The organism is Actinomycetota bacterium (assembly GCA_030776725.1).
Classification (GTDB): domain Bacteria; phylum Actinomycetota; class Nitriliruptoria; order Nitriliruptorales; family JAHWKO01; genus JAHWKW01.
The window spans coordinates 1-14,133 of sequence record JALYHG010000063.1; the positions used below are offsets into that span (position 1 = coordinate 1).

A 14,133-nucleotide genomic window follows, 5' to 3' on the forward strand; every position below is an offset into this window, starting at 1 on the left:
GTGCTCCTGGAGAGGAGCACCTACCGGGGGTGGTCGCCGCCCCATCCGCCCGTCCGTCGACACCCTCTCGACGGCCGGCACCCCTCCCTTTGGTTCCCTGCTCGGTCACGGCAGCACTCCGTTTGCCATCCGATGAAATATGCGGCGCTCCGCAGTAAATGCCCCTTTTACTGCGGAGCCCCGGGCGTCCCGTGGGATCGGAGGTCTCTCGTAACGGCCCTCGGTTGTGGTCCAACCGGATGAACGAAGACGCCGTCGCTCTCCGTTCGCAGCACCTGACCCCGGCCCGGGCGCTGCGAGAGCTCGAGGGCATCCGCGCCATCACCCTTGCCGCCGGCGAGCGCCGCGTGCGGGTTGTTACCTACCGGCCGCAACGCCATCCAGGCACAAGCCCTCGCCGCCTTCGGCGTCGACACCTCCACATGGAGCCGGACCGCGTGGGTTAGTTCTGCTCAGCGGGGACTGTAGTGACCACACCGCTTCGGCGCCGCCTCGTCTACCAGGGAGTGTATCGAAACCGTGTCAAAGTAGGGTCTGGGGCCTCGCTCGGTCGCTGGTGGATGGCCGCCAGGTTGTTGACGCCGGTCGATTTGTCCCACTGCCCAGGGAACCGGTGTCCCTGTTTCAGAGGGACATTTGTCGTTTTCCTCCCAAAGCTGTTGCTCGCCCCGAACGTCGACCACCTCGCGGTAATTGCCTCTCGGTAGCCGCCGGACGGACGTGAGTATCAAAGGACCCGGCCAAAACGACCCATTGACATAGTTTGTGTGATCGCTACGCTTGTGGCCGCGGGGGGCGATCGTCCGTCACTTGGTTGGTGGGAGCATTGGAAGTCCACGAGCCGGGCGGGACAGCGGAGGCGATGCGACGCGCTTTCGAGAAGCGAGCGGTTTTACTTGTTATTTCTAATCCTGACCAGCGGTGCTGTGGCCTATAGCCGTCTTGAGCGCGGCACGGATATCGCCGCGTGGTGGCCGGCGGTCTTGAGTGATTTCTTTGCGCGCTGTGACTACGACAAGGGGGATGCGTGACCGATACCTCGGTGGCTGCGGGGCAGCAGGAGTACTCACAGAACGGACAGGCGCAGACGAGCCTGGGCACGGCCGCCGCCCGGCTGGCGACGACGACCAAGTCGGCGCCGCAGATGCAGGAGATCACCTCAAGGTGGCTGCTGCGTGTCCTGCCCTGGGTCCAGGTGTCGGGTGGGGTCTTCCGTCTAAACCGGCGCCTGACCTACGCGGGGGGGACGGGAAGGTGACGTTCATTCCCAACGGGGCCGAGCTCCGTGTGGTTCCCCAGGAACTTCGAGAGCTGGAACTGCTGCCCGACTTCGAGCACGAGGAGGTCCTCACCGCACTGGCCAGCCGCTTTGAGCAGCGCGAGTTCGACAGAGGCGAGACCATCGTCGAGCGGGGTCAACCCGCGGACCAGATCGCCCTCATCGCCCACGGCAAGGTGCAGAGGATCGACCTCGGCAAGTACGGGGACGAAACCGTCCTCGGCATCCTCGCCGACGGCGACCAATTCATCTGGCCGGCGCTACTCGAGACCGACGTCGGATGAACCCTCATTCCGAGCAAGGCCAGTCCCCGAGCTCGCCTGCGGCCGGCCGTCAGAGTGACGACGCCCGGGCTGTCGTGCCGACGGTCTCCGTCCCCAAGGGCGGAGGGGCGATCCGTGGCATCGGGGAGAAGTTCGCGACCAACCCCGTGACCGGCACCGGCGCGGTCAGCGTGCCCGTCCCGATGAGTCCGGCCAGGTCGAACCTCGCGCCCGAGTTGTCGCTGGCCTACGACTCCGGCTCGGGCAATGGACCGTTCGGCTTCGGCTGGTCGCTGTCGCTTCCGACCATCTCCCGCAAGACGCAGAAGGGCCTGCCGCGCTACGACGACGCCGGCGAATCTGACGTCTTCGTGCTGGCCGGCGCCGAGGACCTCGTGCCCATGCTCGACGACGAGGGTGCACGAGTCGTCACCACCGATCGCCGGCCGGGGTTTCGCATCGAGCGCTATCGGCCACGGGTCGAGACGAGCGTCTCACGGATCGAGCGCTGGACCGAGCTCGCAACCGCCGAGGTCCACTGGCGCACCCACACAACCGAGAACGTCCTCAGCATCTACGGGCGGGACGACCGCTCCCGCATCGTCGACTCCGATGGCGACCAGAGCGACCGCATCTTCTCCTGGCTCATCTGCGAGACCCGGGATGACATGGGCAACGCAATCGTCTTCGAGTACGTGCCGGACGATGCGCGGAACGTCGACGAGTCTCGGCCCAGCGAGCAGCGCCGCACGCGTGGTACCAACCGGTACCTGCGACGGGTGCGGTACGGCAACACCGTCTCCCATCTCGTCGACCCCGACCTGGTGGCCACTGACTGGCTGTTCGACGTGGTGCTCGACTACGGCGAAGCGCACGTCGAGGATCTGCCACTCAATCCCGCGGTCGCCGCCGATGAGCAACACCGGCGCGTCCTGGCCGGTGATGTCCCGGCCGCGGACTGGGCGCTGCGTCCGGACCCGTTCTCGTCCTACCGCGCCGGCTTCGAGGTCCGGACTCAACGGCGGTGCCACCGCATCCTCGTTTTCCACCGCTTCCCCGAACTGCACGACGCCCCCTACCTGGTCCGCAGCCTCGACATCGACTACGCCGATCTCCAGATGGCGGGCGCGGAGGTCGGCATCGACCAGGAGCGGGCTCACCAGGGCAGCACCCGGCTGGGGTCGTTCCTCCGCCGGATCGTGCAGTCGGGCTACATCCTCGACGCCGACGCCGCACCCGTGGTCGTCGACGGCCACCGACGCGACACCTACTTGCATCACACGCGCCCGGCGTTGGAGTTCTCGTACACCAAGGCGGCCGTCGCCAACGTCGTGCAGTACCTCGACGAGGACAGCGTGACGGGTGTCCCGGCAGGGACGGCGCCGCAGGAGGTCACCTGGGTCGATCTCGACGGTGTGGGACTGTCCGGTCCCCTGTTCCGTGATCAGGGTGCGTGGCGCTACAAGCCGAACCTCGGTGGCGGTCGACTCGGACCGCAACAGGTCCTTCCCGCCCAGCCGTTGCTGTTCGCCGGGCGCGGAGCCGGTCGGCTGGTCGATCTCGACGGCGACGGCAGCCTCGACGTGGCCACCTACGGCGGGCCCACCCCCGGCTTCCACGAACGGACCGCCGAAGGCTCGTGGGGACGGTTCCGCAACTTCGCCGAACTCCCGACGATCGACATCGACGACCCCAACGCCCGCTTGGTGGATCTCACCGGCGACGGCCTGGCCGACGTGCTCGTGACCGACCAGGACGAACTGGTGTGGCTCGAATCGAAGGGCGACATGGGATTCGGTGCGCCGAGACGGACCACGGTGCCGTGGGACGAGGATGACGGACCCCGCGTCGTGTTCGCCGACGGGCAGAACGCCATCCACCTGGCCGACATGAGCGGGGACGGCCTGGTCGATCTGGTCCGGGTACGCGACGGGGAGATCTGCTACTGGCCCAACATCGGCCACGGCAGGTTCGCTGCCAAGGTGCGCATGGACGGCGTCCCCCGGGTCGCACCGCCCGATCACTTCGATCCGGGACGAATCCGCCTGGCCGACGTCGACGGCTCGGGCGCCACCGACCTCATCTACACCGGCGCCGACGGTGTCTCGGTGGCCTTCAACCTGTCGGGGAACGGCTGGAGCGCGCTCCGGGAGCTGCCCGGTGTCGTCGGCGTGTCCGACGCTGCGCACGTGGAGCTGACCGACCTGCTGGGCAACGGCACGGCCTGCCTCGTCTGGTCCGACCCGCTGCCCGCGAGCCGGGAGCGTCCGGTGCGCTACGTCGACCTCATGGGAGGCGTCAAGCCGCACCTGCTGGCCACGATCACCAACAACCTCGGCGCCGAGACCCGGATCAGCTACGCAGCATCGACCCGGTTCTCGTTGGCCGACCAGGCGGCCGGGCGGCCGTGGAGAACGCGGATCCCGTTCCCCGTCCACGTCGTCGACCGCGTCGTAACCATCGATCACGTCGGGCGGAACCGGTTCGTCACCGAGTACGCGTACCACCACGGGCACTACGACGGCGAGGAGCGCGAGTTCCGGGGCTTCGGGATGGTCGAGCGGCTCGACACCGCCCGACATGGCGACGAAGGCGAGGACTGGCCCGAGGTTGGGAATCTGGCCGCCGAATCACACGTACCGCCGGCCCTGGTCCGGTCGTGGTTCCACACCGGTGCGCCCATCGGGATCGATCGCCGCGAGTACTTCCGTGCGCCCGGTCTCGACGACGCAGCCGTCGAGGATCTCCTGCTCACCGACATCGAGTTGCCGGTGAACCTTTCCGGGGCCGAGCGGCGAGGGGCATTGCATGCCCTGCGCGGCTCGCTGCTGCGCCGGGAGACCTACGCGTTGGACGGCACCGATCGAGCGTCGATCCCGTATCTCGTCACCGAGCACACGTTCGCCGTCCGACTCCTGCAGGAACGGGGCCCGAAGCAGCACGCCGTGTTCCGTGCCCACCAGCGCGAGACCCTCGAGCGCCACTACGAGCGGGCGCTAGTCCCCACGGTCGCCGGGCAGCTCGTCGACGCCGGCGCCGCGGTCGGGAACCGCGCCGTCGACTGGCGGCTCGACGCACGGGTGACCCACACGCTCGACCTCGACGTCGACGAGTTCGGCACCGTCCTGCTGTCGGTGTCGGCCAGCTATGGCCGCGAGCTGGCCGACCCGAGCCTGCCCGCTGCGACCCGCGCCGACCAGGCCCGCAACCTGGTGACGATGGCCGAGCGGCGCGTCACCAACGGCATCGACGACGACGCGTACCGGACACCGACGGTGCACGACGAGCGCACCTGGCAACTCACCGGCTATCCGAGGTCGGGGCCCGCGGGACGGTTCGTCCCGTCGGATCTGGCCGTGGTCGACCCCGCAGACCCCAATCGGCTTGCGGCGCTCACCGACGAGGACCTGTCCTACGAGGTGCGGCCGACGGTTGGGCGGCAGCGCCGCCTCGTGTCCCGGGCCCGTACCCGCTACCGACGTGAGGATCTCACCGGGCCGCTGCCCCTGGGAGAGATGGGGCCGCGAGCGATCCGGTTCGCGTCGTACGAGCTCGCGCTGACGGCCGGGCTCGTCGCATCAGTGTTCGACGGACGCGTCGACGGTGCGCTGCTGGGCGCGGGAGCGGCGGGCTACGTGCACGTCGATGACGGCGGCGGACCCGACGCCGATTGGTGGATCCCGTCGGGGCGCCAGTTCTACACCGCCGATTCCGCAGCCACGCCACTCGAGGAGCTGACCACTGCCGAGCACCACTTCTTCCGCGCCCGGCGCTTCCGCGACCCGTTCCACCGCCCCGCGGTGCCCACCGACACCGTCGTCACCTACGACGACCACGATCTGCTGCTCCTCGAGTCGCGCGACCCAGTGGGCAACCGCACGACCGCCGGGACCCGTCGCAACGACGCAGACCAGACCCTCGAAGCCGCCCGTTTCGACTACCGGGTCCTGCAACCGGCGGTGGTGATGGAGCCGAACCGCAACCGCACCGAGCTCGCCTTCGACGCGTTCGGTCAGGTCGCTGCGACGGCGGTCCGGGGAACGCCGGAACAGGGCGAGGCGGTCGGGGACCACCTCGATCCCGCGTGCGTCGCCGAACCGACGCGAGCCCAGCTCGATGCGTTGCTCGCCGCGCCGAGTGGTGCGCTCGGGGTCCAACTGCTGGGCCCGGCGACCACTCGGATCGTCACCGACCCGTCGGCTCACCATCGCGCCGCCGACGGTTCGACGCCCGTGTGGGCCGTCACCCTGGCGCGCGAAACCCACACGAGCGACCCGGCGCCGCCCGGCGGGCTCCGCGTCCAGGTCAGCATCGGGTTCTCCGACGGCCAGGGTCGGGAGATCCAGCGGAAGGAGCGGGCCGAGCCCGGGCCCGGTCCGGTACGGGGGGCCGACGGGGACATCGTCCTCGGCCCCGAGCGACGTCCACTGCCCACACCCGTCGACGTCGAACCTCGCTGGATCGGGACGGGCTGGACGGTGCTTGACAACAAGGGCGATCCGGTCCGCCGGTTCGAGCCGTTCTTCACTGACCGGCACGGTTTCGAGCGAGACGTTCGCGTCGGGGTGTCCACCATCCTCGGCTACGACCCGATCGGTCGCAAGGTACTGACCATCCACCCCGATCACACCTGGGAGAAGGTCGACCTCGGACCGTGGAGCCAACAGACCTGGGACGCTGGCGACACGGTCGCGGTCGCCGACCCGGTCGCCGATCCCACGGTCGGTGGTCTGTTCAGCCGACTCCCGGCCGACGACTACCTGCCCACCTGGCTCGAACAGCGCCAGGGCGGCGGCCGCGGCCCCGACGCACAAGCCGCCGCGACCAGGTCGGTGCTGTACGCCGGCACCCCCGCCGTCGAGCACGCCGATGCGCTGGGACGCACGATCGCCAGCGTCGCCCACGACCGGTACCCCGATCCCGACGACCCCGCCGCCCCACCGGTCGAGTCGATGTTGGTGACCCGGTACCAACTCGACATCAGCGGTCGCCAGCTCGGTGTCGTCGACGCCCGGGACCGTGAGGTCATCCGCCACCACCACGACCTGCGCGGTCGCGAGATCCACCACACGAGTATGGACGCCGGTCAACGCTGGATCCTCGACGCGGCCGACGACCAACCCCTGATGTCGTGGACGAGCCGCGGTGATCGGATCCGGATCGAACGCGACGCGCTGCGCCGGCCCACGGCAACGCACGTCTCTCGGGGTGGGCAGGCCGACGTCCGCGTCGACCGCACGATCTATGGCGACCAGCTCCCCGATCCAGAGGTCGGCAACCGGCGTGGCCAGGTCGTCGAGCAGTACGACCAGGCCGGTGTGATCGCCACCCCGGCGTACGACTTCAAGGGCAATCCGCTGGGGACGACGCAGCGTTTCGCCGAGTCGGTCACGGTGAACGGGGCACCGGTGCCGGCGCATCGTGTCACCGTCGACTGGTCGGCCGCGGTCGTGCTCAGTGCCACGACTCGTCGGACAGCGACGAGGTACGACGCGCTCGATCGACCCGTCCAGCTTGTCGCGCCCCACGTCGAAGGTGCGGGCGCGGGCATCCACGTCAGCCAGCCCCGTTACAACGAGGCCGGGCTGATCGACGGGGTGGATGTGTGGCTCGACCGTCCGGCCATCCCCAACCAGCTCATCGATCCGTTGGCGGAGCCACCTTCGGGCGCCGGGATCGGCAACGTCGACTACGAAGCCAAGGGCCAGCGGATCCGCGTGAGACACGGCAACGGCGCGGTCTCCCACTACGCGTACGACCCGGACACGTTCCGCCCGGCCACCGTCTACACGCGACGCGATGCGACCTTCAGCGGTGACTGCACGAACCCCGCCCCACCACCCGACACCATCGCCGCGCCGCATCCGCCGCCCGAGGGGGTCCCGTGCGGGGTGCAGCACCTCGTCTACACCTACGACTGCGTGGGCAACGTCACGCACCGACGAGACCTCGCCCAGCCGACGGTGTTCCACGCCGGCGTGGTCGTCGACTCGCACGCCGAGTACACCTACGATGCCGTCTATCGCCTGATCGAGGGGACAGGTCGCGAGCACCTCGGTCAAACGGGAGACCCGGTCGTGCACTCGTACGACGACGCCGGCCGGACCCGGCGGCCCCACCCCAACGACGGGCAGGCCCTCGCCCGCTACGTCGAGCGGTACCGCTACGACGAGGTCGCCAACCTGACGAGGATGGAGCACCGCGCGCTGGCTGCCGGCGCGCCGAGCTGGAGTCGGACCTTCGTGTACGCCGAGCCCAGCCAGCTCAAGCCTGAGATCCACGGCAACCGTCTGACGTCGTCCACCGTGGGGGCGACGACGTCGGTGTACAGCGTCGCCGGCGACGGCTACGACGACGCCGGGAACATGCTGCGGATGCCGCACCTCCAGCAGTTAGTCTGGAACGAGACCGATCAGCTGCGGATGACCCGCCGGCAGGCCGTCGAAGCCGATGATGTCGACGGTGCTCTGCACGTCGGCGAGCGGACCTGGTATGTGTACGGCGCCTCCGGCGCGCGGGTGCGCAAGGTCACCGAAGGACCCGCTGGACAGGTCCGCAGCGAGCGCCTGTACCTCGACGGCATCGAGATCCACACGGTTAGTGGGACCACGTGGGAGACGCTCGGCATCGCCGTCGGGGAACGGGGCGTCGTGCTTGTGCAGACGCGCACCGCCGGTGGACAGCCCGGAGACCCGCCGAGGGTCGTGCGGTACCAGCATCGCGATCATCTCGGCACGGTCGGCCTCGAACTCGACCAGCAGTCCCGCGTGCTCACCTACGAGGAGCACACGCCGTACGGCTCCACCTCGTACGAGGCGGTGTCGGCACCGTGGCTCGCCTCCAAGCGCCAGCGCTTCGCGGGACACGAGCGCGACGACGAGTCGGGTCTCTACCACCAGGGAGCCCGCTACGCCGCGCCGTGGCTCGGACGCTGGCTCGGTGCCGACCCCGAGGGGCTGGTCGATGGGCCGAACGTCTTCGCCTACGCCCAGGCCAACCCGGTGCGGCTCGTCGACGAGACCGGCACCCACGTCACCGACAGCAACCAAGGCCGGATCGGCAACAAGCGCGACTACCTGAACGGCGCAGGCGCCCAGGGCCGGTATCTGTTCACGGAGGGCGGCGGGTGGATCGACCGCAGCCACGCGCAGCCGGGCCACGTGTGGGGTGTCCTGCGCGACCTCCAGGCCGGCCGTGACGTCAACTTCGAACTCGGCGGCCTGCGGCGCACCTACACGCGAGCCACGCCCGTAACCGGGCAGCGCAACATTGAGCGGGCTGCGGTCGCCATCACCCACGACGCCCTGTACCGGTTCGAGGAACGCCAGTCCCGTGACCTCGCCGACGTCATCGCGGCCACACCGTTCTCCTACGAGGACGTCACGTCCAACCGCGTGGGGATCGAGATCGGCGTGCGCTTCTACCGCGAGGCGCGCCGACGCGGCCTCAACGTCGACCAGGAGCTGAACGCGCTGCGCGCCGACCGGGCGGCCGATCGCCTCTATCGGCGGATCGAGCGCCAGGTCATCACCGAGCTGCAGCCGACCTCACGTGCTCAGGGTCGGCGCCAGTACTACGCGTTCCTCCGCCAGCACCGCCTGCTGACCAGCGGCGAGTGGGCGGGTGAGGGCCGAGCCGGCCAGCTGCGCGACTACGCCCCGCAGGTCGATCAGCCCCGCAACCGCACGGTCCGTCCGTACCACGACGCCACCCTGTCACCGGTCGACCGGAGCAAGACCCCGCGCTGGCTCCAGCACGACCCGGCGTCACCCCGCTCGCTCGGGTTCAGCCATACCGAGGTCATGCCGGCGGAGGACACGATACTGCGCATCTGGCGGGCGCCGGGACGAGCCATCGACGCCGTGGAAGACACCGCTAACGAAGCCCTCCGGCAGCTCGACGCGTGTGTACGAGCCGGTGGTAGGGGCTGTTTCTGGTGACACATCCCCTCCGCCCCCGGCGGACCGAGCGACTGAAGGAGTCTCTATGCCTCGAACCATCGAAGGACTCGTGTTCGACAACGGCCCGTTCCGGTCCCCCGGGGAGATCGATGTTGTCGTGGTCGGTCCCGACGGACGGCCCGCCTCGTCCCTGATCCGGGCTCGTCGTGACGGCAGGTTCGCTGTCGAGGTCCCCGATGAGCTACTGGTTGGCGGCGCAGAACCGCTGCGACTCGAGGTTCGCCGTCGAGGGCAGGTCGTGGGATCGGCCGTGTGCCGGCCCCAAGACGACCAGGCGATACGCCTGGACCTGCAACGGGTGGGCGCCGAGGCCGACGAGCCACTGCCGGTCTTCAGGTTCGAGGTCGCCGGTCGTGTCCTGACGGACCGGCGCACCGTAGCGGCCGGTGTAGTGGTGGAGGCGTACGACCGCATGCTCGCCGAGCCCGTCCTGCTCGGACGGGCCACGACGGATCATTCGGGCCGCTACCTCATCACGTACGACGCCGGTCAGCTCCGAAGCAAGCCCCTTGCCGACCTGGTCATCCGGGTGACGACCGGGGGGCAGCAGCCGGTGGAACTGGCGCGGTCGGCGACCAACTACGCCGCCGCACCTCTGCACACGGTCGACGTCAGCGTCGCCTACGACCGGGTGCCCAGGGCCAGCGAGCGGACCCGGCTGCTGGACGCCATGGCGGTCGACGTCAGCACCGACGACATCGGGGGACTGACGCCCGACGCCGTGACCTACGTCGCGAATCGCGCCGGCTGGGACCCCCGGCTCGTCGCCATGTCGGTCGCCGCCCGACGAGCGGCGGCGAGGACCGAGCTGCCTGAGAGCGCCTACTACGCCGCGTTCCGCAGCGGCGCTGCGAACACCCCCGAGGACGTCCACCGGATGAGTCCCCTCCGCTTCGGGCAGGTGCTCGACGAAGCGGTGGAACGCGGCGTGATCGACGAGGTCGGCGACCGCGACCGGGTCATGCAGCGCCACGGGAGGCTCGGGCACGAGGCGCTGCTCGCCCAGGTCCCCGTGCGGGGCGTGTCGAGCATCGATGCGCTACTGTCCTTGCGGCTCGACGACCAGCAGAAGGACCGCGTCGTCGATGCCCTGCACGCCACGCGAGACGAACCCCAGCAGCTGTGGGCACGGCTCGAGGCCGCGCAGATCGACCGGGAGACGATCGACCGGCTCCGACTCGACGGCAAACTCGGCGCGCTCACCAGGCACAACGCCCCGGTCATGGGTCGGCTGATCGCGAACGTCGGGGTGACGCAGCTCGCCGATCTGGTCACCGCCCGTCTCTACGAGGTCGACGCCTGGGAGTCGGTGATCGGTGCCGACACCCCCGAGGGTGTCGCAGCCGAAGACTACGCCACCGGACTCGCCATCCAGGTCCGGCTCGCCTTCCCGACGCGTGTCATCGCCCACCAGCTCCGGCGGGGTGTGGTGGCCATCGGTGACCAGGGCGTCGCCGACGGCGTGGCCGGGTTCCTCGAGCGCGGCGCCGACGCCCGCCAGCTTGGGCTCGTACCGCTGCGACGGTGGGATGGCTTCGACGACCTCGACGAGGCGGTCCGCGACGGTGCGCTCCTGCTGGAGCGACTCCATCAGATCACGCCCTCTGACGCGTCGCTGCGGGCACTGGCCCATGCCGGCCTGTCGTCGGCGCGAGACGTCGTCACATTGTCCGAAGCAGAGTTCCTGGCCAAGCACGGCGACGCGTTCCCGTCCCGAGAGGAAGCCGTCCTGGTCCACCGCAAGGCGCACCAGGTGCACAGCACGGTGCTCCACATCGCCACCGATTACATGACCCGAAGCCGACGACCGACCCTCGCGGTGCTCGCCGGTCCCACGCCCCGAGGAGATTGACATGTCCATCGAGACCCGCCTCGAAGATCTTTTCGGCAGCGTGGACTTCTGCGCGTGCGAACACTGTCGGTCCGTGCTGTCACCCGCCGCCTACCTCGTCGGGCTGTTCGAGTTCCTCGAACTCGGCGCCGACCCGGCGGTCGGTCGCAACCCGATCGACGTGCTCTTCGAGCGGCGCCCCGATCTCCCGCACCTGCTGCTCAGCTGCGAGAACACCAACGTCGCGCTCCCGTACGTCGACTTGGTGAACGAGATCCTCGAGTTCTGGGTGGTGAACGACGGCCTGGCTGGGTTCACGGGTCACGACACGAGGCCCGGTGAACGAACCGAGGACCTGCTCGTCGACCCGGCGTTCATCGAGGCCGAGGCCTATCCCCCGTTGACGGCGCAGGTCTTCCCCGCACCCTTGCCCTTCGACATGCCGCTGGAGTCGATGCGCCTGCAGTTCCAGGCGTGGGATACCAGCCTCGCGGCGCTGTTGGGACGCTTTGGAACGGCGGCGGCCGCCCGGCGTGAGCGTCTCGGTCTGAACGCCGCCGAGTGGTCGATCCTGACCGACGTCGGGTTCCGGGCGGTACCCGAGTACCTCGGCGAGGGTCCGGGAACCAGCATGGCCGCCCTCGATGCCGCCGTCCCCACGGCACGCGACTTCTGCCGGCGCGTCGGGCTCACCTACACGGAGTTGACCGAGACGCTGCAGGCCAGCTTCGTCAACCCCGGCCGGCCCCTCGTCCCCGACCTCACCGAGCTCGGGCTCGGTATGGCCTCGATCGCCGACTGGTTCGGCGGCGACCTGACCGATGCCGCGCTTGTGGCCGAGCTGCCGCCCGGCTTCGACGCAACTCCGTTCGACGGCGACGTGCTCGCATGGCTAACCGAGCGTCGACCGCTGTTGGAGTCCCTCATCACCTTGACGCCCACCGATGACGCCGATCCGGAGGTCGACGACTGCGACTTCTCCAAGCTCCGGCTCCGAACTGAGCTTCGGCAGCCCAACCACCTGGCCGAGCTCGACCTGCTCCGTGTGCTCCGCTTCACCCGCATCTGGCGACTGCTCGACCGGCAGGTGAAGTCGTCGATTGCCGACGCCGATCGCCTGTTGGCCAGCTTCCTGCCGACGCCCCCTGCCGAGTTGACACTGGCGAACATCGACCAGGCGTGCGCGACGGCGCTGGATCGGATCGCCAACGTGCTCTTCCTGCTCGATGAGGTGGGCGCGAACGCATCGACCCTTCCGCTGTGGTGGGCGCTGTTCACGTCCGACACCGACCCCGTTTTGCGGGCGGCTCACCTTGCCACCCTGCTCGACCTCGGCACCGGCGACTACGACAGCCTCGTCGCCATCACCGGGATCGACCCAGTCGCGGCCGACGACCTCGGGACGGCCGAACCCTCGCTGATGCGCTTCGTCCGGGCCCGTCGCACACTGTCCCGGGCGGGACTGAAGGTCACCGATCTCGAGTACGTCCTGCGCGACATCGACGCCTCGCAGCTACGGGCGCCGTCCGCCGAGTCGCTACAGGCCGAGCTCGGTGCCGTGCGGCAGGCCCTCGCGGCCGTCGACGGCACCGTGGGCTCCGCCTCCGACTTGGCCGGCCTGGAGTCCCAGCTGGCCCTGGTCCACGCCCCCGAAGTCGTACGCGAATTCCTCGACCTGCTGGGCGGCAGGGCGACGATCACCGTCGACTTGCCTGGTCCGGTCACGGCGTTGCCGGATCCCGTCGCCGCCCTGGGCACGACGCTGGGTTTCGACGCGTTCGGGCGGCAACTCTCCTTCGCCGGCGTCATGACCGCGTCGGAGGAAGCGGCTCTGCACGCCGCAGTGGCCGGCCTCGTGCTCGACGACATCGACGAGATCACCCAGCAGCCCGATCTCGACGCCTACATCGCGCAGCTCACGGCGGCGATCACGGCGCTGCGGACCGCCGGGGATGCTCGGGTCGCAGCGCTCGAGGCCGACGAGGCCGCGCTCGGTCTCGCGCTTCGCGACGCGTTGGTCGAGCCCGACCCCACCGATGCCATCGCCGTGGTGCTGGCCCGCCTGCTCCGGCCGCTGTCGCTGTCGCTCAAGCGGGTCGCCGTGCAACGCATCTTGGCCACCCTGCTCCGTATCGACGAACGGATGGCGCGAGTCCTCACCGAGCGCGCCGCCGTCCTCCACACCGATGCCGACGCGGGCGCGGCGGTGATCGACGACTTCCTGGCGTTGGAGGGCGACGTCATGTTCGACGTCAACGACACCATCGAGTTCCTCGTGGTGCCAGCGACGACTGACGACCACCACCTCCACGTCGGGGCCCCGGAGGGCACATCGGTCCGGCTGGTCGTCGACGGCGACGTCGTCGTCCCCACCACCGTCGTGGGCCCGGACGGCGAGGTGGCAACGGCGGCGCCGGTGCAGCTGACGGCGGGCCGCCCCGTGCTGATGGCGTTGACGCTCGCCGGCCTTCCCGCCGGTCAGGCGGCCACCGTCTCGTGGCGCACCCGGGGGATGGGCCGTCGGCTCATCCCGACCCCCCAACTCGTTCCCGCCGCGGCCGCAGCCGCCACGACCCGGTCGCTACGCCGCCTGCACAAGGCGTCGGAGCTGGTCGGTGTGCTCCGGCTGACGCCACGCGAGGTCGACCACCTCGCCGGCGACGCTCCCGACACCGCCGGGTTCCTGCGGGAACTTCCGGTCGACGGCCCTCCAGCGGCGGCAGCGCTGCCCGCCGCATGGGGTCCACTGGCCCGGCTCCTCTGGTTCCCGGCGTTCAAGACCGACACTGAACCGGACAC

General features: G+C 69.7%; 3 protein-coding genes and 1 pseudogene. All 4 read left to right on the forward strand.

Annotation, left to right across the window (positions count from 1 at the left end; all coding sequences use genetic code 11):
* Positions 1-1,042 precede the first annotated feature (1,042 nt).
* Positions 1,043-1,527, forward strand: a pseudogene (locus M3N57_02845) (cyclic nucleotide-binding domain-containing protein).
* 110 nt (positions 1,528-1,637) lie between these two features.
* The gene (locus M3N57_02850) at positions 1,638-9,482 is read left to right on the forward strand and encodes a toxin (protein MDP9021636.1); all 7,845 of its coding nucleotides are present in this window, start codon (positions 1,638-1,640) and stop codon (positions 9,480-9,482) included.
* A gap of 46 nt (positions 9,483-9,528) precedes the next feature.
* A complete protein-coding gene (locus M3N57_02855; protein ID MDP9021637.1) occupies positions 9,529-11,355 on the forward strand; it encodes a hypothetical protein in 1,827 nt (608 codons plus the stop codon).
* A 1-nt stretch (position 11,356) separates the two neighbouring features.
* Positions 11,357-14,133 (forward strand): Tc toxin subunit A (locus tag M3N57_02860; protein ID MDP9021638.1); only part of this gene is annotated, 2,777 nt, incomplete at its 3' end.

Bases quoted from the DNA above. Each gene is read 5' to 3' on its own strand.
- M3N57_02855 (MDP9021637.1), top strand. From the start codon at position 9,529: ATGCCTCGAACCATCGAAGGACTCGTGTTCGACAACGGCCCGTTCCGG.